This is a genomic window from Roseovarius sp. MBR-79 (genome assembly GCF_053628555.1).
Genome location: NZ_JBRJGP010000001.1, coordinates 175,278 through 198,434, shown reverse-complemented (window position 1 = coordinate 198,434; position 23,157 = coordinate 175,278). Strand labels below are relative to the sequence as shown.

Annotated in this window: 23 protein-coding genes; 5 read left to right on the top strand and 18 right to left on the bottom strand. The window is 64.4% G+C overall.

Annotation, left to right across the window (positions count from 1 at the left end):
• The first annotated feature begins 9 nt into the window (after positions 1–9).
• The gene (locus ACSSV8_RS01005) at positions 10–1,473 is read left to right on the top strand and encodes a discoidin domain-containing protein (RefSeq protein ID WP_454281214.1); all 1,464 of its coding nucleotides are present in this window, start codon (positions 10–12) and stop codon (positions 1,471–1,473) included.
• Between the two features lie 89 nt (positions 1,474–1,562).
• On the opposite strand, the gene ACSSV8_RS01000 is transcribed toward ACSSV8_RS01005, so the two are convergent.
• The 5 genes from ACSSV8_RS01000 to ACSSV8_RS00980 form a co-directional block, all read right to left on the bottom strand.
• Positions 1,563–1,721 (bottom strand): sulfotransferase, encoded by a 159-nt coding sequence (locus ACSSV8_RS01000; RefSeq protein WP_454281213.1) that lies wholly within the window; start codon positions 1,719–1,721, stop codon positions 1,563–1,565.
• A gap of 64 nt (positions 1,722–1,785) precedes the next feature.
• Positions 1,786–2,541: a methyltransferase domain-containing protein gene (locus tag ACSSV8_RS00995; protein WP_354538895.1), complete on the bottom strand. Its 756-nt coding sequence runs from the start codon at positions 2,539–2,541 to the stop codon at positions 1,786–1,788.
• 128 nt (positions 2,542–2,669) lie between these two features.
• Positions 2,670–2,831 (bottom strand): hypothetical protein, encoded by a 162-nt coding sequence (locus ACSSV8_RS00990; protein ID WP_354538896.1) that lies wholly within the window; start codon positions 2,829–2,831, stop codon positions 2,670–2,672.
• An 81-nt stretch (positions 2,832–2,912) separates the two neighbouring features.
• Positions 2,913–3,572: an ABC transporter ATP-binding protein gene (locus ACSSV8_RS00985; protein WP_454281212.1), complete on the bottom strand. Its 660-nt coding sequence runs from the start codon at positions 3,570–3,572 to the stop codon at positions 2,913–2,915.
• Positions 3,573–3,583: 11 nt separating this feature from the next.
• On the bottom strand, positions 3,584–4,756 hold the full coding sequence (locus ACSSV8_RS00980) for a sugar transporter (RefSeq protein ID WP_454281211.1): 1,173 nt from the start codon (positions 4,754–4,756) through the stop codon (positions 3,584–3,586).
• A 76-nt stretch (positions 4,757–4,832) separates the two neighbouring features.
• Between ACSSV8_RS00980 and ACSSV8_RS00975 the strand changes: the two genes are divergently transcribed.
• A complete protein-coding gene (locus ACSSV8_RS00975) occupies positions 4,833–5,648 on the top strand; it encodes an ABC transporter permease (protein WP_454281210.1) in 816 nt (271 codons plus the stop codon).
• Here the strand turns inward: ACSSV8_RS00975 and ACSSV8_RS00970 are convergent.
• Positions 5,608–6,618 carry a glycosyltransferase gene (locus ACSSV8_RS00970; RefSeq protein WP_454281209.1) on the bottom strand — a complete coding sequence of 337 codons (1,011 nt, stop codon included), beginning with the start codon at positions 6,616–6,618 and terminating at the stop codon, positions 5,608–5,610. The genes ACSSV8_RS00975 and ACSSV8_RS00970 overlap by 41 nt on opposite strands.
• Before the next feature lie 105 nt (positions 6,619–6,723).
• Here ACSSV8_RS00970 and ACSSV8_RS00965 point away from each other — a divergent pair, with 105 nt between their 5' ends.
• Positions 6,724–7,656, top strand: a complete 933-nt coding sequence (locus ACSSV8_RS00965) for an AEC family transporter (protein ID WP_454281303.1) — start codon at positions 6,724–6,726, stop codon at positions 7,654–7,656.
• A 9-nt stretch (positions 7,657–7,665) separates the two neighbouring features.
• On the opposite strand, the gene uvrC is transcribed toward ACSSV8_RS00965, so the two are convergent.
• The 12 genes from uvrC to ACSSV8_RS00905 all read right to left on the bottom strand — a co-directional run bounded on the left by uvrC (position 7,666) and on the right by ACSSV8_RS00905 (position 19,886).
• Positions 7,666–9,531, bottom strand: a complete 1,866-nt coding sequence (gene uvrC / locus ACSSV8_RS00960) for an excinuclease ABC subunit UvrC (RefSeq protein WP_454281208.1) — start codon at positions 9,529–9,531, stop codon at positions 7,666–7,668.
• A gap of 296 nt (positions 9,532–9,827) precedes the next feature.
• Entirely contained in the window at positions 9,828–10,607 is a 780-nt protein-coding gene (locus ACSSV8_RS00955; RefSeq protein WP_454281207.1) for an SDR family oxidoreductase, read from the bottom strand.
• Between the two features lie 13 nt (positions 10,608–10,620).
• Positions 10,621–11,580 carry a calcium/sodium antiporter gene (locus ACSSV8_RS00950; RefSeq protein ID WP_454281206.1) on the bottom strand — a complete coding sequence of 320 codons (960 nt, stop codon included), beginning with the start codon at positions 11,578–11,580 and terminating at the stop codon, positions 10,621–10,623.
• Entirely contained in the window at positions 11,577–11,747 is a 171-nt protein-coding gene (locus tag ACSSV8_RS00945; RefSeq protein ID WP_354538905.1) for a hypothetical protein, read from the bottom strand. The genes ACSSV8_RS00950 and ACSSV8_RS00945 overlap by 4 nt, the downstream gene beginning before the upstream one ends.
• A gap of 1 nt (position 11,748) precedes the next feature.
• Positions 11,749–12,546 (bottom strand): S49 family peptidase, encoded by a 798-nt coding sequence (locus ACSSV8_RS00940; RefSeq protein WP_454281205.1) that lies wholly within the window; start codon positions 12,544–12,546, stop codon positions 11,749–11,751.
• A 97-nt stretch (positions 12,547–12,643) separates the two neighbouring features.
• A complete protein-coding gene (phnE, locus tag ACSSV8_RS00935; RefSeq protein ID WP_454281204.1) occupies positions 12,644–13,456 on the bottom strand; it encodes a phosphonate ABC transporter, permease protein PhnE in 813 nt (270 codons plus the stop codon).
• Positions 13,453–14,253, bottom strand: coding sequence for a phosphonate ABC transporter, permease protein PhnE (phnE, locus tag ACSSV8_RS00930; protein WP_454281203.1), 801 nt, complete (start codon positions 14,251–14,253; stop codon positions 13,453–13,455). The genes phnE (ACSSV8_RS00935) and phnE (ACSSV8_RS00930) overlap by 4 nt, the downstream gene beginning before the upstream one ends.
• The gene (phnC, locus tag ACSSV8_RS00925; protein ID WP_454281202.1) at positions 14,253–15,071 is read right to left on the bottom strand and encodes a phosphonate ABC transporter ATP-binding protein; all 819 of its coding nucleotides are present in this window, start codon (positions 15,069–15,071) and stop codon (positions 14,253–14,255) included. Before phnC ends, phnE (ACSSV8_RS00930) begins: the two co-directional genes overlap by 1 nt.
• Before the next feature lie 60 nt (positions 15,072–15,131).
• Complete coding sequence (gene phnD / locus ACSSV8_RS00920; RefSeq protein WP_354538910.1) at positions 15,132–16,082, bottom strand: phosphate/phosphite/phosphonate ABC transporter substrate-binding protein; 951 nt, start codon at positions 16,080–16,082, stop codon at positions 15,132–15,134.
• Positions 16,083–16,184: 102 nt separating this feature from the next.
• Entirely contained in the window at positions 16,185–17,117 is a 933-nt protein-coding gene (locus tag ACSSV8_RS00915) for an ABC transporter permease (protein ID WP_354538911.1), read from the bottom strand.
• The gene (locus ACSSV8_RS00910) at positions 17,110–18,117 is read right to left on the bottom strand and encodes an ABC transporter permease (RefSeq protein WP_354538912.1); all 1,008 of its coding nucleotides are present in this window, start codon (positions 18,115–18,117) and stop codon (positions 17,110–17,112) included. Before ACSSV8_RS00910 ends, ACSSV8_RS00915 begins: the two co-directional genes overlap by 8 nt.
• A 68-nt stretch (positions 18,118–18,185) precedes the next feature.
• Positions 18,186–19,886: a peptide ABC transporter substrate-binding protein gene (locus ACSSV8_RS00905; protein ID WP_454281201.1), complete on the bottom strand. Its 1,701-nt coding sequence runs from the start codon at positions 19,884–19,886 to the stop codon at positions 18,186–18,188.
• Between the two features lie 242 nt (positions 19,887–20,128).
• Here ACSSV8_RS00905 and ACSSV8_RS00900 point away from each other — a divergent pair, with 242 nt between their 5' ends.
• Together ACSSV8_RS00900 and argE are read left to right on the top strand one after the other, a co-directional pair.
• The gene (locus ACSSV8_RS00900) at positions 20,129–21,949 is read left to right on the top strand and encodes an ABC transporter ATP-binding protein (protein WP_454281200.1); all 1,821 of its coding nucleotides are present in this window, start codon (positions 20,129–20,131) and stop codon (positions 21,947–21,949) included.
• Positions 21,950–21,951: 2 nt separating this feature from the next.
• Complete coding sequence (gene argE, locus ACSSV8_RS00895; RefSeq protein WP_454281199.1) at positions 21,952–23,115, top strand: acetylornithine deacetylase; 1,164 nt, start codon at positions 21,952–21,954, stop codon at positions 23,113–23,115.
• Positions 23,116–23,157: the final 42 nt, after the last annotated feature.

Sequence of the window (23,157 nt, the reverse complement as noted above, 5' to 3'; positions counted from 1 at the left end):
CTTGGACGGTTGAGGCCCCAGGCCGGCAAGCCGGAGGCGCGGGCAGGTCTGCCGCGCGATTGGGTCAATATCGCCGTCGGCAAGAGGTGCGAGCAATCGTCACTGAGCGACTACAGCCGCCCGCATGAGGCCCATGCCGGGGCGAATGGCCATATCGCCCGCGATTATGCCTTTCACACGGATAACGAGGCGCGGCCCTGGTGGCGGATCGATTTGGGAATGCGCTATCCGTTGCAGGCCATCATCGTGCATAACCGGCGCGCGGCGGCATGGCAGTTCCGCAGCCGAAGCTTGCGGATCGAGGCCTCGGCGAACGGCAAGTCGTGGTTTCTGCTGCATCAGGGGCTGAGCTATTTCGGCACCGGACCCGAGGGGCGGCCCTTCGTTCTGGAACTGGGGGGGCAGGTGCTGGCGCGCCATGTGCGCCTGTCGCTTGACGACCACAGGCCCCTGCATCTTGCCGAGGTCGAGGTTTACACCAGCACGATGGAGACGGCGCTCCGCGACTGGCTGCGCGCGCGGGGGCTTGGGCCGCAGGGGCTCTATTTCGGGTCAAGGCCGGATTTCCACAAGCCGCGCTACTGGTTCACCGGCGAAGGCGCGGTGAGCGCCGTGCAGGTCCGCGAATTCGGGCGCTTTGCCAATATCCTGTTGCAGGTCACGAACGCGGTCGCCTTCGCGCGGCGGATCGGGGTGCGCCGCGTCTACCTGCCCGACTTTGCCAATCTCACGGGCACCGACCCGATCGTGATCGACGGCATCACCCTTTTGCCCAAGGGGCAGGCGCGGCCCGAAACGCGGGTTCTGGTCGGGGATTTCTTTCGTTTGTCCGCCTTCGACGAGACGCTCGCGCACGCGGCGGATGCGGCCCGCGCGCAGATCGTTCGCGATCATATCCGCCGACGGCTCGATCTTTTTCCGCTGCCCGAGGCCGCGCGGCTCGATGACCGCACGGTGGTGTTTCACTTTCGCTCGGGCGATGTGTTCCGGCCCCGGCCGCATTCGTTTTATGTCCAGCCGCCTGCCGCCTATTACATCGCCATCCTTGAGCGCCTTGTGGCCGAGGGGCGCATTGAACGCGCCATTCTTGTGGCCGAGGATCGCAACAACCCCGCCATCGCGGCGCTGGAGGCGCGGCTTGCGGCGCTTGGCATCGGCTTTCGCTTTCAGAGCGGCAGTTTTCGTGAGGACGTGCAGACGCTCATTGGCGCGCGGCATCTGGTCTTTGGCTTTGGCACGTTTGGCGTGGGCATCTGTCTTTTGGCAGACAGCATCGACTCGGTGCATTACTTCGGGCCCGCCGACGCATTGCAGCCCTATGATACGATCCCCGGCATCGGCGCGCTGACGCGCGTGTCCGCAGAGGATTACATCGCCTTTGGCGACTGGCGCGCCACGCCCGCGCAGCTTGAGCTCATGACAGGTTACGAGGCGTCCGGCCTGCGGTTCGAGCAGGTGCGCGGCCCCGCCTGAGCCGCGTTTGCTCAGCCGCGCGCGCCATGATCGCGCGGTGCGCCTCTATCGCCTCTTCCAGATCGGCGAAATACTGGAGCGGCCTGCCGTCAAGCACGTGGCCCGAGGTGCACAAATCGCGGACCTGTCCCATCGTGGTTGAACTGCTCGCCGCTGCGATGGATCGCGGGATGGGCGTTGAGCAGCATCATCAGATAGGTTGTGCCGCTGCGCGGCAGGCCGATGATGAGAAAACGGCGCTTTCGCATCGTTGCCTGACTTTTTATTTGTCCGCTCCACGGGTTGCAAGACACGCGAACAGGATTGAATGTGTCACGCGATCAACAATTCCGACAGGTTGCAATCCGCATGTTTTCGGAATGTGACCACGACGCGTGATTTGTCCTGCCCAACCTTGCCTAGCGTTCTCAGGCGGATATCCTGCTGTCCCGCGAGCATCGTCATCAGGTCGAATTGACGGCCCTTACGGGTTAGGGTCAGACGCTCGTTGTTAATATTGAGGTTCCACTGGTGCAGTCCAACATACTCTTCTCGCTCCGCTTCATCGGGATGAAACATGAGAATGACCCCGCCACCCGTGCGGCAGAGGTTGATGATGTTATAAAGACCAATGATCGGATCAATCGAGTGATCGAGCGAGTTGGCACACCAAACCACGTCAAAACGCCCCGCGCCAAGCTGCCATAGCGCGGTTTCGAAATATCCCTTGATCGGTCGTCCCACGCCTGTCACGCCCTTGCTGTCGAGCGCGGCATTATACTCATCGGCAAGCGGGTCGACTGCCGTCACGTTGACCGTGAAATCGGGATGTGAGGTTCCAATCCAACTCAGGGGGCCTGAGCCGATATCGAGAATTTCAAGCGTTTGACCGGTTTTCAGGTCGAGTGTCGGAAGCAAGTCGGCGACAAGAGGAGCCAAGGGCGCGTTTGGGTCTGTCTTGCGCTGGAACCCTTCTTTCCAGCGCATTCCCCCCGAACGGATCCACTTGCGCCAGAAAACAACCTCGTCGTCGGCACGCTCGCGCCAGATCGCTTCGTCGGATTTCGGTGGCGTGGACGAGCTTGACATAAAAAACCCTCGATTTGGATGCGCGCGCTCACGTGCTGCGCCGTATCGCCCATTGCATGCCGGGCCCGGCCCCTGCGATCTCCCATTCACCGCGCTTAACGAAGTCATTCACAGCGCGATACACTCCCTTATGCAGGCTGTCCGGGTTTGGGTTCCAGCCCGACGCCGCCGGGTGCGAGCAGACGCAGACCCCACAAACGCGCTGTTCGGCGTTCGATATCCCAAGCGGGTATCGGATATTTGGCTTCGGCCTCGCGAAGTTCTGCCAAATCGGTGTCGATATCACCCACGCCAGCTTGGTCCTTTTAACTAAGAGCTATTCTTGAAACTCCGATTAGCATGGGGCGAAGTTGTGAAACAAGTCTGTTCACTCACCCTGATCTCATCACCGCACCATGGACGTCTATCGCCTCTTCCAGATCGTCGAAATAGCGCAGTTGTCCGCCTTCGAGCACCAGACCGGCGGTGCAGAAATCGCGCACCTGTCCCATTTCGTGGCTGACAAGGATGGCCCCCGCGTGGCGCATCCGGTCGACAAAGACCCGGCGGCTCTTGGCGCGAAAGGCGGCGTCGCCCACGGAGGTGACCTCGTCCACCAGATAGGTGTCAAAGCGGATGCCCATGGAGGCGCCGAACGTGAGCCGCGCGCGCATCCCGGCCGAATAGCTGCGCACCGGCATGTGGAAATGCTTGCCCAGATCGGCGAAATCGGCGACGAAATCCACCAGTTCCTCGGCGTCGACGCCGTAAATGCGGGCGATGAAGCGGGTGTTTTCCGCGCCCGTCAGGTCGCGGTGGAAAGAGCCGCCAAAGCCCACGGGCCAGGACACCAGCCCGTGTCGGATCACGCGCCCCGAATCCGGGCGCAGGCTGCCCGCCACCAGTTGCAGCAGCGTCGATTTTCCGGCCCCGTTGCGCCCCAGAAGCGCGACCGATACGCCCTCGGGAAGGCGCAGCGTCTGGTTGTCGAGCACCACCTTGCGGGTGTCGCGCACCCGGAAACTTTTGGTGAGGCGCTCGAACCGGATCACGCGCGGCCCCCTCAGTCGCGGTCGCGGATCGCGTAATAGACCAGCACCATCACCGCCCACGAGAGCACCAGAAAGAGCCCCGACAGAAGCTCGATCAGGAGGCGGTTGGGATATTCGCTCGTCTCGGCGAGGGTCGGCGCGATATAGGTGGCCAGATAGCGGCTCTGGCGAGAGGCCTTGGCGCGCGCCACGTCGAGTGCTGCGAGCGCTGCGCGATAGGTTTCCTCGGCGAACTCCCGATCCACCTGAAGCGCCTCGTATTCGGCGATGAGGCGCGGGTAATCCTCCCCGCTGACCCCGGCGGTTTCGGAGGCGAAGCCCTCGCGTTCGCGCGCGATACGCTCGCGGATGACCTCGATCTCGCGCGCGGTCTGGAGCTTGCGCGGGTCGTTCGCCGTCGTGTTCTGGTCGAGGATGTCATACGAAATCAGCGCCTGGGCAAGCTGCTGCTGAAGGTTGTTGATCACCCCCATGCGGCCCTGGATATCGGCGGCGGGATCGACGATCTGGGTGCGGGTGCGAAAACTGGTGAGCGCCTCGCGCGCGGTCTTGAGCCGCGCCACCGCCTCTTCCAGATCGGTTTCGGCGTAGCGCATGGCGTCAGCGCGGGCGCGTTCGTTGAGGCGGTTGATCATCTCCTGGCTCTGGCGCAGGATTTCGCGCGCGATGGCCTGTGCCATGTCGGGGCTGTAGGCCACCACCTGCACCTCGATCAGGCCGGACCGCTGATCGTAGGAAATCCGCAGGATGCGCCGCCAGAACCATTCGAGATCCTCGATGCTGGCCGAGGGCCAGAGCGCGAAGAGCGGATCGTGCCGCCATTGGGCGGCGAAATGCGCGCGCAGCCCCAGCCGTGTCTCGACCTCGCGCACCATGGTCTGGCTGAGGATGAATTCATAAAGGATATCGCCATCCGAAGACAGGCTGGAGCCGGTAAGCGCGGTCAGCCCGCCGAGGATTTCGGTGGCGCCGCCGGTCTCTTCCTGCCGGACGGTAAAGCCGGTGACCGAGCCATACCGATCCTCGGCCACGACCCAGAGGTAGATGGAAATCGCCGCCGAGGGCAGCAGCACCAGAAGCACGAAGGACCACAAAAGCCCGCGATGCCTGCGGCGCAGCCGCGCGGGACCGGCGGGCGGGCGCACCGCCACAAGCTCCTTGGGTTGCTGGGCCTGGCTGTTCATCCTGCCGTCATCGGTTCCGTTTCCATTTCCCTTTCCTGTCTACATACTGGGCCCCGAAAGGGCCAGCACGAGAATCATGCCAGAGCGAACCGCCCCCGCGATCCAGCGCCCCGCCGCTGCGCGCCGCAGCTTTCGCAGCCTGCGCGCGATAGCTGCGCTGATGCTGCGCGAGATGGCCACGCGCTATGGCCGTTCGCCGGGGGGCTATGTCTGGGCCTTGCTGGAACCGCTCGGCGCCATCGCCATTCTGGCGATCGGTTTCTCGCTGATCATTCGGTCGCCGTCACTCGGCAACAGCTTTCTTCTCTTCTACGCCACGGGCTTCATGCCATTCATTCTTTACCAGGACCTTTCCAACCATGTGGCGCGGTCGGTGAATTTCTCGCGCGCGCTGCTCTATTACCCGGTGGTGACATGGGTGGACGCGCTGGCCGCGCGCTTTGTGCTCAACACGTTGACGGGTATTCTGGTGGCGGCGATCGTTCTGGGGCTGGTGTCGCTCTTCACCGAGACGCGGATGACCCTCGATCTTGTGCCGATCCTGCGGGCAATGGCGCTGGCGATCCTTCTGGGAGGCGGTATCGGTGTGCTCAACTGCGCGCTCTTCGGTCTTTTTCCGGTGTGGATGCAGGTCTGGTCGATTGCCACGCGCCCGCTCTTTCTCGTTTCGGGCGTGTTCTTCCTCTATGAGGACATGCCCGCCACGGCGCAGTCGATCCTGTGGTGGAACCCGCTTATCCACATCATCGGCATCATGCGCGAGGGGTTTTATGTCAGCTATCAGGCCAGCTATGCCAGCGTGCTTTTCGTGGCGCTGACCGGGCTTCTGGCGCTCTTCTTCGGGGTGGTGCTCATGGGGCGCTATCACCGCGACATTCTTCAGAACGGGTAGTCGGGTCGGCCCAGTGCCGCACGGTTTCATGCGTCACGCCCGTGCGCCCCAACAGACCATCGCGCAGCGCGCGTGCCATCAGGCGCAGTGCGCGCCCGCCGCCCTCCGGGTGGTGCGCCGCAGACCAGAGCCATTTCGGCACGATCAGAAAAAGCGCTGGCCAGAAGAACGCCCCCGCCGCCGCGCGATAGACCAGCAGAAGGTTGCGGTGGTAATAATAAACCCGCCAGAGCGGGCGGATATGCCGTCCCGCGCCGAGACTGTGGCAATCATGCTCGAACCGAAGCGCGGGCATAATGCCGATGCGCCCTCCCCGCGCCGAGAGCGTCAGCGTGTAAAGCGTGTCGTCGCCATAGAGAAACAGGCCCGGATCGGGCAGGCCCGCAAGCGCCACGGCGCGGCGCGAGAGAAAAAGCCCCACGAAGGAGGCGCCGTCGATCCGGCGGGCGGGCGCGTCGGGCTCAAAGGCGTCCGGCGAGAGGTGAAAGCCGCGCCGCCCGCGCAGCAGCGTGCGCCAGAACACGCGGCGATCCGCGAACGGGTTGCACGAGGGGGTGTTCATCGGGGCGATGCGGCCATCGGGCAAAAAGACGGCGGCGGCAAGCGCGTCCCAATCGCCGTGGTCGCGGGCGTGAAACCTGGCCAGCGCGTCGGGTGCGGGGCGCGCGTCGTCATCCATCACCAGCGTCCAGTCGGGATCGTGACGGTCGCGCGCCCGCGCGATCCCGATAGCAAAGCCGCCCGCGCCGCCGGTATTCGTGTCGAGCCGCAGCACGTCGAGCCGGGGATCGCTCAGCCCCGCGAGATAGTCCTCCGTGCCGTCGGTCGAGGCATTGTCCACGACAACGAGCGCGGCGAGATGGGCGGGCGGGGAGGCGAGCAGGCGCGTGAGGGTCGCGCGCAACTGCGTCAGCCGGTCATGGGTGACCACCACCGCCACGAGGCGCGATCCGGGGGGCGTGGCAGTCAATGGGAACTCCTGAAACCATCCTTCGCCCCTGTTCGCCAAAAACCGCACCGCTGTCAAACAGGTGAAGGGCGATTGACGCGCGCGGGCAAGCTGATACCAAGCGCCATGCTCAGCGTGTTCCTGCAAACCCTGCCGTTCTTTCTGATCATCGGCCTCGGATACGGGGCCGGGCGCACCGGGTTCTTCTCGCAGGAGGGCACGGCGTGGCTGACGAAATTCGTGTTCTACTTCGCGCTTTCGGCGATGCTGTTCCGGTTCTCGGCCAATCTCTCGCTTGGGGATGTGCTCGACTGGCAGGTGGTGCTTGGCTATCTCGCGGCGACAACGGTGGTCTATCTGCTGGCCACCGGCGTGGCGTATCTGCGCGGTGTGCGGATAGAGGAGGCGGCGATCGAGGCGCAATGCGCCGTGATCGGCAATGTCGGCTTTCTGGGTGTGCCGATGCTCGCCATGCTGATGGGCGAGGCCGCCATCGGGCCGGTCATGCTGGTGCTGGCGGTCGATCTGCTGGTCTTTGGCTCGCTGGTGGTGATCCTGATCACCGGGGCGCGCGACGGGCGCATGTCTGTGCGCATCCTTGGCAGTATCGGGTTGGGCCTTGTGCGCAATCCGATGATCGTGGCCATTGCGGCGGGGTTCGCGTGGTCGGCGCTGCGCCTGCCGATCCCCGAAGCGATGAACGCCTTTCTGGCCATTCTGGGTGGTGCGGCGACGCCCGGCGCGCTGTTTGCCATCGGCGCATCGCTCGCGGCCAAATCCGCCGAGCGGCCCCATATCGCGGGCTGGCTGTCGCTGTGCAAGCTGGTGCTGCACCCGGCGGCGGTGGCGATCTCGGTGCTCTGGCTCTTTGACGTGCCGCCCTACACGGCGGCGGTGGTGATCGCGGCGGCGGCCCTGCCGGTGGCGGGCAATGTCTTCATCATCGCGCAAAGCTATGGCGTGGCCCCGCGCCGCGTGTCGTCGGCGATCCTGATCTCGACCCTTCTGGCGGTGCTGAGCGTGGCGCTGGTGATCGGCTGGACAGCCGCGCTCTACTGAGCGCGCGCCTCAGCCCTTTTCGTGGAAGAAATCATAGAGCTTCTGGGCCAGTGCGTCCGATACCCCCTCGACCGCCTTCAGATCGGCGAGGTTCGCGCGGCTCACCGCCTTGGCGCTGCCGAAATGCGCGAGCAGCGCGCGCTTGCGGGCGGCACCGACGCCGGGCACCTCGTCAAGCGGGGTGGCAGAGATGGATTTGGCGCGCTTGGCGCGATGCGTACCGATGGCAAAGCGGTGCGCCTCGTCGCGCAGGCGCTGGATGAAATAGAGCACCGGGTCATTGTGGCGCAGCGCCATCGGGTGCTTGCCCACGCGGTGGAATTCCTCCTTGCCATGGTCCCGGTCCACGCCCTTGGCGACGCCGACCATGGGGATATCCGCGACGCCCATCTCGCGCATGATGCCCGCCACCGCGCTCACCTGTCCCGCGCCGCCGTCGATCAGCAGCAGGTCGGGCCAGTGCCCTTCGCGGCGGTCGGGGTCTTCTTTCAGCAGGCGCTTGAAACGGCGGGTGAGCACCTCTTTCATCATGCCGAAATCATCGCCGGGGGTCAGATCCTCGCCCCGGATGTTGAACTTGCGGTAACTGTTCTTCTGAAAGCCCTCCGGCCCCGCCACGATCATCGCGCCGACAGCAAAAGCGCCCTGAATATGGCTGTTGTCGTAAACCTCGATCCGGCCCGGCGGCCCCGGCAGATCGAACGCCTCGGCCAGCCCGCGCAGCAGTTTGCCCTGCGTGGCGCTCTCGGCCATCTTGCGCGCAAGGCTCTCGCGGGCGTTGCGCAGCGCCGCCTCGACAAGCTCGGCCTTTTCGCCCCGCTGCGGCACACTTAGCGTGACTCGGCGCCCGAGTTTCTGCGACAGCGCCGCCTCCATCAGGTCGGGGTTCTCGATCGCGTGCGAGAGGATCACGGCGCGGGGCGGCTCCTTGGTGTCGTAGAACTGGCCCAGGAAGGCCTCCAGCGCCTCGGCCTCGTCCACATCCGCCCCGACGCGCGGATAGAAATCGCGGTTGCCCCAGTTCTGCCCCGCGCGGATGAAGAACACCTGCACGCAAGCCTGCCCCTGATCGAGATGGAGCGCCACGATATCGGCCTCGGTCACGCTGCGCGGGTTGATGCCCTGCGCGGTCTGCACCTGTGTCAGCGCCTTGATCCGGTCGCGCAGGGCGGCGGCGCGCTCATATTCCATCGCCTGCGCTGCCTGCGCCATCTCGATGGCCAGTTTCTCCTGAATCTCGGTGGAGCGCCCCGACAGATACCGCTCGGCATCGCGCACCTGAACGGCATAATCGGCCTTGGAAATCTTGCCCACGCAGGGCGCGGTGCAGCGCTTGATCTGGTATTGCAGACAGGGGCGCGTGCGGCTCTCGAACACCGCGTCGGTGCAATTGCGAAGCTGGAACACGCGCAACAACTGCGCCAGCGTGCGGTTGACCGCGCCCGCGCTGGCGAAGGGGCCGTAATAGCTGCCCTTCTCGCGTTTTCCCCCGCGATGCTTCTTGATCATCGGGAAATCATGCGCGGTGACAAGGATGTTGGGAAAGCTCTTGTCGTCGCGCAACAGCACGTTGTAGCGCGGCTTCAACTGCTTGATGAGGTTCTGCTCCAGTAGCAGCGCCTCGGTCTCGGTCGATGTGGTCAGGAACATCATCGAGGCGGTTTCCCGGATCATCCGGGAGATGCGCCCGGTATGCCCGGTGGGCCGCGCGTAGCTCGAGACCCGTGCGCGCAGGTTGCGCGCCTTGCCCACGTAGAGCACGCGCGACTGCGCATCGAGCATCCGGTAAACGCCCGGCGAGCCGTCGAGCGTGCGCAGGTAATCGCGGATTACCTCATGCCCGGTGCGGGCGGGGGGCGGATCGGTGTCTGTCATATGCGAACGGGTGTGATTCCTGTCCCGTGCTGCAACGGCGCGCCGCAAAGGGCAAGGGGGAAGCTGTCCACGATTCCTGTGGATAAGTCTGGAGACAGTTTCGGGTCAGCCGGAAATTTCCGTTCAAACCGGCTGGGTTCCTTGACCTGCCTATATTTTGGGCAAATAATCAAAGCATTGATATTAAAGGATAACTTTTTAGAGAGAGCGCAGTTGATTGAAAACATTAGCGATTTTGTAACGCTTACGTGACGGAACGGTGAAGGGTGCAAAACTTCTTGGCGCAGGTCATCTTTTCACTCGACCCCGAGGACATCCGGCGTTTGCCAGCCAAGGTGCTGACCGCCGTCCACGCAAAGCAACTGACCGGTCACGCCGGGGGCGTCGAGCAGGTAAGTGAGGGCCGTGCAGACCTCATCCGCGTCGCTGCCGCGCCCCAGAATGGTGGCGCGGCGCTGCCCGGCGAAGTGCGCCGCGCTCTGGCGGTGGCCCTGAATCGTGGGGCCGGGGCCGATGGCGTTGACGCGGATGCGCGGGGCGAGCGCCTGCGCGCCGGTGCGCGTGAGCGCCCAAAGGCCCATCTTGGCGATGGTGTAGGTCATGAACTCGGGCGTGAGCTTGCGCACGCGCTGGTCGATCATGTTGACGACAAGGCCGCGCGCGCGCGGCTCGCCATTGAGATCGGTCACGGGCTCGGGCACGAGGCGGGCCATTTCCTGCATCAGCACGAAGGGCGCGCGCAGGTTGCTTTCCATATGCCGGTCCCAGCTTTGGCGGGTGGCTGTTGCGATGTTGTCATACTCGAAAATCGAGGCGTTGTTGACCAGCGTCAGGATGGGGCCGCCAAGCGCCTGCGCCGCGCGGGAGACCAGCGGCATCACTTGCCCTTCTTCCAGAAGATCGGCGCAGAGCGTCACCGCCTGACGCCCCATGGCGCGTATCTCGGCGGCGACACTCTCGGCATCTGCCGCGGAGGTGGCGTAATGCACCGCCACGTCATGCCCCTGTCGCGCCAGTTCCAGCGCCATCGCGCGGCCCAGCCGCTTGCCCGCCCCTGTCACCAATGCCCGTGTCACGCCCGGCCTCCGATCATGTCACCACGATGAGGACATAGGTTGCATAGCTGGCCGTCAAGGCAATGCCCCAGAGCCGCCCGATATCCTGACGCAGGAACACGAAGGGGATCAGGAGAAGCGAAGCCGCCAGCATCACCCAGAGATCGAAGCGCAGGAATTCGGCATCGACCGGGATATCGCCGACCAGGGCGGCGATCCCGATGATCGCCAGCAGGTTGAACATGTTCGACCCGATCACATTGCCAAGCGCCACATCGGCCTGTTTGCGTAGCGCTGCCATGACAGTTGTCGCCAGTTCCGGCAGCGAGGTGCCGACCGCGACCAGCGTCAGCCCGATCACCGCCTCGCTCACCCCGTAGCGCATCGCGAGGATCGAGGCATTGTCCACCAGAATATCCGCCCCGAGCGGCAGGCCGATCAGCCCCAGCAACAGGAAGGTGACGATCTGCCACCAGGGCATGTCGGGATCGGCACCCTCAACCTCTTCCTCGTCATCGAGAAGTTTCGCGGCAGCGACCTGACGTCGATGGACCATCGACCGGTAGACCGCATCGCCCAGCATCAGCGCCAGACCGCCCAGCAGGATCAGCCCCGCGATCCAGTCGAGCACGCCGCGATGCGCCAGCGCGATGAACAGCACAGTCGCCGCCAGCATCTGAAGATAGGAATGGCGACAATGGCAGCGGCTTGTGTGCATCACCGCAAGGATCGCCGGTATTCCGAGCACCAGAAGCACATTCGCGGTGTTGGAGCCGACCACATTGCCAAGCGCCAGCCCCGGCTTGTCCACCAGCACGGCATTGACCGAGATGAGAAGTTCAGGCGCGGAGGTGCCGAAAGCGACGATGGTCAGGCTGACGATCAGAGCGGGAATTCCGATCCGGAGGGCAAGATTGACCGCGCCCTTCACAAGCGCATCGCCCGCCAGAAGCAGGATCACGAGGCCGAGCGCGACCATCAGCCATGGCATCATGTCCGGGGACCTTTCTCACAGTTGCAGGGCCCCTTGCCGATCCGGTAGCGCCCGCAGCGTTTGCATTTCGCCTCTGCCAGCCGCTTTTGCCCCGGAAAGCGCAAGCGCCCGAACATGGCCAGCACGGCCATTCCGACAAGAAACAGGGCAACGATCTTGACCAGCATGTCAGAGGCCGAAGCGCGCGTAGTGCGCGCGTTCCTCAAGCGCGCCAAGGGTATCCCCGACGATCCGCGCGCCGAAACGCGAGAGAAACCCGCGCCTGCGACCGTAGCGGACAAGGCGGACCTTGTCGCCGTAAAGCGCCTTCATGCGCGGCTCCAGATGGCCGAATCCGTCGGCAAGGCCCAGTTCGATGGCGCGCCCGCCGAGCCAGAATTCGCCGGTGAAAAGCGCCGGGTCATCCGAGAGCTTCGGCCCGCGCCGGTCCTTGACATGGGCGATGAAGGCGCTGTGAATATCCTCCAGCAGCGCCTTGAGGCGGGCCACGTCCTCGGGTTTTTCCGGCAGGAAGGGATCAAGCGTGCTCTTGGATTTGCCGGCGGTGTAGACCCGCCGCTCCAGCCCCTGCCGCTTGAGGAACACATCGGCCCCGAACCCCGCCGAGATCACGCCGATGGAGCCGAGGATCGAGGACGGATCGACGCGGATATCGTCTGCGGCCACGGCGAGCCAATAGCCACCAGAGGCCGCCACATCCTCGACAAAGGCATGCACGGGGATCTTCTTTTCCTCCGCCAGCCGCCGGATGCGCGCGGCAATGAGCGAGGATTGCACCGGCGAGCCGCCCGGCGAATTGATCACCAGCGCCACCGCCTTGGGCTTGCCGCGGCGAAACGCCTTTTCGATCACGGGGGCAAGCGCCTCGTCGCTGAGGGCCGCGCGCGGCCCCGCTCCGATCACGCCCGCGAGCCGGATCACGGCCACGCGCGGTGGCTGTTTGAGGAAGGGGACAAGATGTCTCATGAGACCCGATGTAGAGTGCGCCCGCGCGACAAACAAGGCGGCTTTCCCCGTAAGATCGGGAACGGGTGAAATTCGTCACCGGGGCACGGCGTGCGCCTCAGATGATGGCGTGGCGCATCCGCGCCGAGACCCATTCGCTCAACACCACCGTGGCGAGAATGAGCAGCAGGATCACCGTCACCTGCGGCCAGGCCAGCACGTTGAGCGAGGCCTGCAATTTCAGCCCGATGCCACCCGCGCCCACCAGCCCGAGGATGGTGCTTTCGCGGATGTTGATATCCCAGCGGAACACCGTGATTCCCCAGAAGGCCGGCATGATCTGCGGCACGATGCCGTAATTCACCACCTGCGCCGCACTGGCACCGGTGGCCGTCACCGCCTCGATCTGGCGCGCGTCGGTCTCCTCGATGGCCTCGTAGAGCAGCTTGCCGATGAAGCCGATCGAGCGCAGCGCAATGGCCACGATCCCGGCCAGCAGACCGGGGCCGATGATCGCCACCAGCAGAAGCGCCCAGATGAGCGAGTTGATCGAGCGCGAGGCGACGATGATGAAAAGCGCGATGGGGCGCAGGATGTGCTGCGACGGCGTGGTGTTGCGCGCGGCCATGAAGGCCACCGGCACCGCCATGATCACGCCGCCCAAGGTGCCCAGAGTGGCGATGTTGATGGTGTCCCACAAGGGGACCATCAGTTCGGGCAGGTAGCTGAGGCGCGGCGGCCACATGCGGTTGCCGATATCGGCGGCCTGTCGCGGCGCGTCCGACACGAAGGCCCAGATGGTGTTTTCCGTCATCACCTGCCAGCACCAGACGAACAGCGCCACCAGCGCGAGCCAGCCCATCCACCGCAGCAGCCGCGCGCGCGGGGTTCGATGCGCCCAGACCTCGGAATAATGGCCGATCTCGTTCATTGCAGGAACTTTCGCAGATAGCTGGAGCCGTATTCCGCCACCATCACGATGCCGATGATGATCAGCAGGATCGCCCCCGCGCTGTCATATTCATATCGGTCGATGGCGGTGTTGAGCGTGGCCCCGATTCCGCCCGCGCCGACAATGCCGATCACCGCCGACTCGCGGAAATTGATGTCGAGCCGGTAGAGCGACAGCCCGATGAGGCGCGGCATGACCTGCGGCTGCACCGCGTAATTGACCAGTTGTCCCCAGCTTGCCCCGGTGGCGCGGATCGCCTCGGCCTGGGATTCGTCGATCTCCTCGATATCGTCGGCCAGAAGCTTGGCGATAAAGCCGATGGTGGCGAAGCTGAGCGTGAGAAACCCCGCGAAAGGGCCGAAACCGAACATGGCGACGAGGAAAATGGCGATGATGATTTCCTGAAGCGCGCGGCTGACGGCGATGATGCTGCGGCAGATATAGTAGACCCAGCGTGGCGCGAGGTTGCGCGCCGCCCCGATGCCGATGGGCACCGAAATGATCACGCCGACCACGGTCGAGGTCAGCGTCATGGTCAGGCTTTCCTCCAGCCCTTGGGCGATATCCTTCCAGCGGCTGGTGAAATCCGGTTGCAGAAAGCCGAGGATGAAGCGCTGCCCGCGCTCCATCCCGGCGGCGACGCGCGCCCAGTCCACATCGACAGAGCCAACGGCCAGCACCAGATAGGCGAGAATGCCCAGTTGCAGCGCGATGCGCCAGCGCCGGTCGGTGACGATCTGCGGCGGGCGGTGCCAGCGTGTCGGGTAGGTGGCCATCAGACGATAGCCTCCATCCGGGCAAGCGCCTCGGCCTCGGCTTCGGCCTGTTCGCGGTCTCCCGCGCGCATGGCGTTCCAGTCCTCGGCCCCGTAAATCTCGGTCAGCGCCGCCTCGGTCAGCGCCTCGGGCGGGCCGTCAAACACCACGCGGCCCGCGCGTAGCCCGACGATGCGCTGCATGAATTGCTGCGCCAGCGGCACGTCGTGGATATTGACGATGGCAGGCAGGTCGCTCTCGGCGCAAATCTCTGTCAGGAGACGCATGATCTGGCGGCTGGTTTTCGGATCAAGGCTCGCGGTGGGTTCGTCCACCAGCAGCAATTCGGGCTCCTGCGCCAGCGCCCGCGCGATGCCGACCCGCTGCCGCTGCCCGCCCGAGAGCGCATCGGCGCGCTTGTCGGCGTGTTCCATCAGCCCGACCCGGTCCAGCAGGCGATAGGCGTTCTGGATGTCGACGGGCGGGTAACGCCGCAGGAAGCTGCGCCAGAACGGCACATAGCCCAAACGGCCAGACAGCACGTTCTCCATCACCGTCAGCCGCTCGACCAACGCATATTCCTGAAAGATCATGCCGATGCGGCGGCGCTGACGGCGCAACTCGCGCTTGCCAAGCTTTGCCAGGTCCACATCGCCCAGCATCACCGCGCCCGCCGTCGGCTCGACCAGCCGGTTGATGCAGCGGATCAGGGTGGATTTGCCCGCGCCCGAAGGCCCGATCAGCCCCATGATCTGCCCCTTGGGCACGTCGAGCGTCACGTCGCTCAGCGCGGTGTCGCCGGTCTTGTAGGTCTTGCTCAGACCCTTGAGATGCAGCATGGCACAGCCTTTCGATAAAGATCACGGGCGGCAATCGCCGCCCGCGTCAGCCCGCAAGGCTCAGTTGCAGTTGTATTCGACGCCGTTGGCCTCGTCGATCTGGCGGATCACTGACCAGTTGTCCTTGAAGGTGATCGGGATGAACTGCGCCTCGCCGGATTTCTCGAACTCGGCCTGAAGCTTGGTGCCCTCCCAATCGAAGCCGAAGAACGCCTCCTTGATCTTCTCCTGAAGGTCGGGGTGCAGGTTGTAGACCACGCCATAGCCGGTGGTGGGGAAGGTCTCGGAGGTATAGAGAACCGCAAGCTGGTCTTCGGTGACGACCTCGCGCTGGATCATCCGCGCCTTGACCGAATTGGCGATGGCGGCGGCGGTGTAATCCTTGTTGGCGACGCCGAGGATCGAATTGTCGTGCTTGCCCGAGAAAACCGCCTCGAAATCGCGGCCGGCCTCCAGCCCGAATTCTGCCCGCAGAAGGGCAGAGGGTGCCTTGAAGCCCGAATTCGATGTCTCGGAGGTAAAGGCCATCTGTTTGCCCTTCAACTCCTCGATCTTGGTCACGCCCGAACCGGGATAGGTGATGATCTCCATCTCGTAGCCGAAAGAGCCATCGGCGGCGGCCATGATCGTGAACGGGCGAAAGCCCGCACAGGCCACGGCAAGCGGGTTCGAGCCGGTGTTGAACCCCGCCACATGCAGCCGACCCGCGCGCATCGCCTCGATCTGGGCCGCGTTCGACTGCACCGGGAAGAATTGCACGGTCTTGCCGGTCACCTCGGCCATGTGATCGAGAAATTCCTGCCACACCTCGGCATAGACCGCCGGATCCTCGACGGGCGTATAGGCGAAGATGAGCGTGGCGGGATCAAGCCATTGCGACTGATCCTCGGGAATATCGGCGATAAGGTCCCCGTCATAGTCGGTAAAGCGGTCGCTCAGCGTGAACTCGGCATGAACCGGTGCTGCCACGGCAAGTGCCGCGAGAGCGGTGACTGTCATTGCGATTTTCATGTCTCTCTCCCTTGGTTTGTGGTTCGCGGTGCCCGGGTATCGCCCGCGCGTAACAAGCCGATGAAGCGATGATGCGCGCAAACCGCCCGATGACAACCTCTTTCACCGCCCCCGTATTCTCGGGTCGAGCGCATCGCGCAGCCCGTCGCCCATGTAGTTGATCGACAGCACCGTAAGCGAGATGCCAAGGCCGGGCCAGAATACCCGCTCGGGGTAATCCTGCAAGTATTGCACCGCATCGTTGAGCAGCCGCCCCCATGTCGGGAAATCGGGCGGAAAGCCAAGGCCGAGGAAGCTGAGCGCACTCTCGGTGATGATCGCGTTGGCGATGCCCAATGTGGCCGAGACCATGATCGGCGACATGACATTGGGCAGGATATGCCGGGTGATGAGGTTGAAATTGGTGGTGCCGATGGAGCGCGCGGCAAGGATGAATTCGCGCTCTTTCAGCGCCAGAACATCGCCGCGCACGATCCGCGCCGTGGGCATCCAGCTTGTGACGCCGATGGCCACCACGATCAGGATGAAAATCCCCCGCTCCGGCCCGAACACGCCGTTGAGGCTCTCGCGGAACAAGAGCACCATCACCAGCAAGAGCGGCAGGAGTGGCAGCGACAAAAAGAGGTCCGTGAGCCGCATCAGCACCCCGTCAAGGCGTTTGAAAAACCCCGCCAGCACCCCCACGAGCGAGCCGAGCACCAGCGCCAGCAGCATGGCCGTCAGCCCCACCGCAATCGAGGTCTGCCCGCCCGCCATCATCCGCGCCAGCGTATCGCGGCCCAACTGGTCTGTGCCGAAGGGATGCGTCCAGCTTGGCCCCTGATTGCGCGCGCGAATGTCGATGAAGGTGGCGTCATAGGGCCAGACCAGCGGCCCGAGGAACACCCCTGCGATGATCGTGAAAAGCACGATACTGCCGATGAGCGCGCCGCGATGGCTGCGGAACTGGTCCCAGACGTCGCGCCACTGGCTGCGCGGCGGCGCGGTGGGGCCGGTATCGGTGAGGGCGGCAATCGGTTTGGGGGCATCAGTCATAGCGGATCCTCGGGTCGAACACGCCGTAAAGCACGTCTGCCACGATGTTGAAGAGCACGATCAGCACAGCGATCATGAAGGTGACGGTCTGCACCATCGGCAGGTCATTGGCCTCGATGGCTGTGATCAGAAGCTGGCCCAGCCCGTTCACCTTGAAGATCTGCTCGGTGATGATGGCCCCGCCAAAGATCGACGGCACGCCAAGCGCGATCACGGTGATCACCGGGATCATCGAGTTGCGCAGCACATGGACCATGACCACCGACCATTCCGACAGCCCCTTGGCGCGCGCGGTGCGCACATAGTCCTGATTGAGGTTGTCGAGCATCGAGGCGCGCATGAAACGGCTGATCTGCGCTGTGGTCTGCAAGGCCAGCACCATCACCGGCATGACCATCTGCATCAACTGCTTCTTGAACGTGGCCCAGTCGACCACCACCAGCGTGGTGTCATAGATCGAGGGCAGCCAGCCCAGTTGCACCGAAAAGATCACGATCACCAGCACGCCGGAGAAGAACGGCGGCACCGAATAGCCGACCATGGTGATGAATGTGCCGGTCTGGTCAAAGACCGAATATTGCCTGTAGGCGGAATAGATTCCGATGGGCAGGGCAATCAGGATCCCCACCACATAGGACATCGCCACCACCCACAGGGTCTGCGGCATGCGCTGCACGATCACATCCATGACGGGCGAGCGGAATTGCCAGCTCAGCACGCGCTGTTGGCCCTCGGCCAGCGCGGTGCCAAAGAGCCAGTCGATGAGCATCATCGGCTCGACCACGAAGAACTGCCACATCCATTTCACGAAGCGGATATGGGTCGGCTCGCCAAGGCCAAGCGCGAGGCGCATCTTTTCCTTGACCTCGGGCGGCACGGTCAGCGGCACCTGCGCCATGGGATCGCCGGGTGCCAGTTCCAGCAGCAGAAAGATCACGAGGCTGATGAACAGGAGCGTCGGGATCGCAAGCACGAGCCGACGGATGGTATAGGTGAGCATGGGCGGCCTGTCCTAAAGAGGGCGGAAAGGGCCGGGCATTTGCCCGGCCCCGGCCTGTTCGTCGCGGCTTACTTGATGCGATACCAGTCGGCCGCATTCCACAACTCGGTGTCCCAGGTGTTGAGCTCGACCCCACCCAGCGTGTTGGAGCGCGCCGAGACCCGGCCACGATCCACCAGCGGCACGATGGTGTAGCTGTCCTTGGTCAGCATGTCGTTGAGCTTCTTGGCAATCTCCGCCCGCTCTTCGAGGGCTGCGGTGCGGCCCAGTTCCTTGACCAGCGCGTCATAGGCCGGATCGCAGAAGCGGTTGATATTCTCGCCCTGCCACTGCGTTTCGGGGCGCGGGGCCTTGTTGCAGGTATAGCCCGCCAGATAGCTTTGCGGATCGGTGCCGTCGAAGTTGTTGGCATACATCTCCACGTCGGCATAGAACTTGGGGAAGGTGTCCGGGCTGCCCGGATCGCTACCGAAGAACACGGAAGCCGAGATGTTGCGCAACTCGGTCTCGATGCCGATTTCCTGCCACCACTGCTTGATCAGCGCCTGAAAGTCCTGGCGCACGGCATTGGTAGAGGTCTGGTAAAGGATCGACAGTTTCTTGCCGTCCTTTTCGCGGATGCCACCGGCACCGACGGTCCAGCCCGCCTCTTCCAGAAGCGCCTTGGCACCCTCGATGTCCTGCGTCAGACACTCGGTATTGTCCGAGGCAAAGATTTCCGGCGCAGGCACGAGATTGCAGGTCGGGCGGCCCGCCTTGCCATAGCCGATTTCCGTGAGCAATTCGCGGTCAATGGCCATCGACAGCGCCTTGCGCACGCGCATGTCGGTCAGGAACGGGTGCGGATGCTTGGCGGTCGCGCGCTCGCCCTCGGGCAGGTCGGGCGAGGGATCGGTGAGGTTCATCTCGATCCGCTCGACCAGTGTGCCAAAGGCCGACATGGCCACGCCCTTGCCTGCCGCTTCCATGTTGGCGATCACGTCGGGGGCAAGTTGCAGGTTCCACGCATAGTCGAATTCGCCGGTCTCCAGCACCGCGCGGCCTGCCGCCGTGGCATCGCCGCCGCCCTTGAAGGTCATGGTGGCGAAACGCGGCTTGGCCGGGTCGCGGTAATTGGGGTTGGCCGAAAGCGAGATCACGTCATTGGGGCGGAACTCGTCCACCTTGAAGGGGCCGGTGCCGATGGGGGCGAAGTTGGCATCGGTGCATTCCTGCGCCCGCGCGCCCAGGCACTCGGCGAATTGCGCCGCCTGGATGATCGGGGCCTGTCCGCCCATGAACGGGCCATAGGGCACCGGCGTGGGCTGCGAGAAATTCACCTTGACCGTCAGATCGTCGATCACTTCGACCGATTCCACGCCTTCGTATTTGCCAAGCTGCGCGCAACCACCCTCGGGGTGCATGCAGTATTCGGCGGTGAATTTCACGTCCGTTGCGGTGAAGGGCGTGCCGTCCGACCAGGTGATCCCCGGTTTGATCTTCCAGGTGATCGAGGTGAGATCCTCGGCCACGCCGCCATTTTCGACGGTGGGGATTTCCTCGGCCAGATAGGGGACCATCTCGCCCTTGGTGTTGTAACGGCCCAGCGGCTCGATCACGAGGCTCGCGGCCTCAACCTCCTTGGTGCCCCCCGACAGGTAAGGGTTCATGATCGAGGGGGCCTGCCAGTAAATCAGGTTCACATGGCCGTCCGCGCCGCGCTCGGCCTGCGCCATGCTGGCGAAACCGGCAAGGGCGGTGGCACCCAGCAGCAATGGTTTCAGGGTCATCTCGTGTTTTTCTCCACTGTTGGACGGCTCTTTGCGCCATCTCGTTTGCGCTTTGACGGGGAGCGGGCGGGCCGCAGCAGGCCCTGCCGCATCCCCGACGGCCCGGTCATCTCAGACCGGATCGCGGCAAAAAGCAAGCCTGTCCTCGTCAAGGGAACGAAATCGATCTTCCAATGACGCGCGGCGTTTGACAGCGGCGCACCTTCTGCCTAGCGTTTCAGCGATATGACAGGGAGACTCCCATGCTCGACAGACCGCTGGCCCGTATCGAGAATCTGCGCGTCGAGTTCCAGACCCGCGACGGCCCGGTCGTGGGCGTCGAGGACGTATCTTTCGTGGTCAACCCCGGCGAAACCGTCTGCATCGTCGGCGAGAGCGGGTCGGGCAAATCGGTCTCCTCGCTCTCGCTGATGCGGCTGATCGACTATGGCGGCGGCGAGATCGCGGGCGGGCGGATGCTGTTCGACCGCAAGGAAGGCGGCGAGATCGACCTTGCGAAAACCGATCAGAGCCTGATGCGCACGATCCGCGGCAACGAGATCGGCATGATCTTTCAGGAGCCGATGACCGCGCTCAACCCGGTCTTTACGGTGGGGCGGCAACTTTCCGAAGGTTTGCGCGTCCATCGCGGGATGGACAGGGCGCAGGCCCGTGCCCGCGCGCTGGAGCTTCTGAAAGAGGTGCGCATCCCCGAGCCCGAGCGCCGCCTTGATCAATACCCGCACGAGCTTTCGGGCGGGATGCGGCAGCGCGTGGTCATCGCCATGGCGCTGGCCTGCGAGCCGCGCCTTCTGATCGCCGACGAGCCGACGACCGCGCTCGACGTGACCATTCAGGCCGAGATCCTTGCCCTTATCGACCGGCTCAAGCGCGAGCATGGCACGGCGGTGATCTTCATCACGCACGATATGGCCGTGGTGGCGCAAATGGCGGACCGGGTGGTGGTCATGTTCCGCGGCAACAAGGTCGAGGAGGGCACGGTCGAACAGATCTTCGAGGCCCCCACGCACGACTATACCAAGGCGCTTCTGGCCGCCGTGCCCAAGCTGGGCGAGATGCGCGGCAAGGCATACCCCGAGCCGATGCGCCTTCTGGGATCGGAGGGCCACGAGATACGTCCCATCCTGGGCAGTGACGAGACGCTGCTGACCGTCAAGGGGCTGACCACGCGCTTTGCCGTCAAGGGCGGGTTCTTTCGCCGGACGCTGGCCAATGTCCACGCGGTCGAGGATGTGTCCTTTGACCTGCAAAAGGGCCGCACCCTCAGCCTTGTGGGGGAATCGGGCTGCGGCAAATCCACCGCCGGGCGCTCGATCCTGCGGCTGATCGAGCCCATGGCAGGCGCGGTGGTGCTGGACGGCACCGATATAATGGCGCTCGACGCGGGCGGGCTGCGCCGTGCGCGCGCCGACATGCAGATGATCTTTCAGGACCCGTTCGCCAGCCTCAATCCGCAGATGAAGCTGGCCGCGCAGGTGGCCGAGCCGATGAAGAATTACGGCCTTGTCAGCCGGTCGGAAATGGAGGATCGCGTGGCGATGCTGTTTGACCGGGTGGAACTGCCGCGCTCGTTCCTGCGCCGCTTTCCGCACGAACTCAGCGGCGGGCAGCGTCAGCGCGTCGCCATCGCGCGCGCGCTGGCCTTGAACCCCAAGCTCATTGTCTCGGACGAGGCGGTGAGCGCCTTGGACGTGAGCGTGCAGGCGCAGGTCGTGAACCTGATGATGGAATTGCAGGCCGATCTTGGCCTCAGCTACGTGTTCATCAGCCATGACATGGCCGTGGTCGAGCGGGTGAGCCATGATGTCGGCGTGATGTATCTGGGCCGCATCGTCGAGCGCGGGCCGCGCGCCGCCGTCTTCGAGGACCCGCGCCACCCCTATACACAGGCGCTGATGAAGGCCGTGCCGATCGCCGATCCGCGCCAGCGCAAATCCGAGAAGGATCTGAATTTCAAGCCGATCCCTTCGCCGATTCATCCGGTGGGCTACGCGCCGGGGCCGTCGGTCTATGAAGAGGTCGGGCCGGGGCATTTCGTGCTGACCTCTGAAAGCGGGTATTGAGCATGGACACCCTCTCTCCGCTGGAGATCATGACGCGGCTTGTCGCCTTCCCGTCCGTGAGCCGCGACAGCAACCTTGACCTTGTGGACTGGGTCGAGGGCTACCTTTCCGGTCATGGCATCGCCGCGCACCGCCACTATGACCCGACCGGGCAGAAGGCCGCGCTCTTCGCCCATGCCGGGCCGGAGGTCGCGGGCGGCGTCGTGCTCTCGGGGCATACCGATGTGGTGCCGGTGGACGGGCAGGTCTGGTCATCCGATCCCTTCACCGTGACCGAGCGCGACGGCAAGTATTACGGGCGCGGCTGCGCCGACATGAAAGGCTTTGACGCGCTGGCGATCTGGGCGCTGGTCGAGGCGCATCAAAAGGGCGTCGCCCGCCCGCTGCAACTCGCGCTCAGCTATGACGAGGAGGTGGGTTGCCTCGGCGCGCCGCCGATGATCGCGGCGATGCAGGGCGTGGTGCCGCGCGCGGACCTGGCCATCATCGGCGAGCCCACGACGATGCAGACGGTCACCGGCCACAAGGGTGGGCTGGGCTACAATGTGCATGTCGTGGGCTATGAGGTGCATTCCTCGCTCATGCACCGGGGCGTCAACGCGATCATGGCCGCCGCCCCGCTGATCGACTGGGCCAACCGGATGAACGCCGAGAACCGCGCCAAACGGCCCTCCGCGCTTGCCGCCATGTTCGAGCCGCCCTGGACCACGCTTCATGTCGGCCAGATTACGGGCGGCACGGCGCATAACATCACCGCCAGGGACTGCCGCTTCGGCATGGATTTCCGCGTCGTGCCGGGCGAGGACCCCGAGGCCTGGGGCGCGCTCTTTCTCGAGCAGGTCCGCAGCGCCGAGGCCGCCATGCAAGCCGTGCGCCCGGAGACACGGATCGACGCTGTCCCCCGCTTCACCGTGCCCGGACTGCGCCCCGAAGAGAACGGCACCGCCGAGGCGCTGATCCGCCGGATCACCGGCGACAACGGCTCTCATGTGGTCAGCTACGGCACCGAGGCGGGCCAGTTTCAGGAGGCGGGCTATTCGGCGGCGATCTGCGGCCCCGGCGACATCGCGCAGGCCCATCAACCTGACGAGTATATCACGGTTTCGCAGTTCGAGGCCGGTCACGGTTTCATGCGCGCGCTGCTCTCGCGGCTCGCGGCGGGGTAGGGGGGACGATGGCCCCTTGTCTTGGCCCGGTCCCTGCGCCAT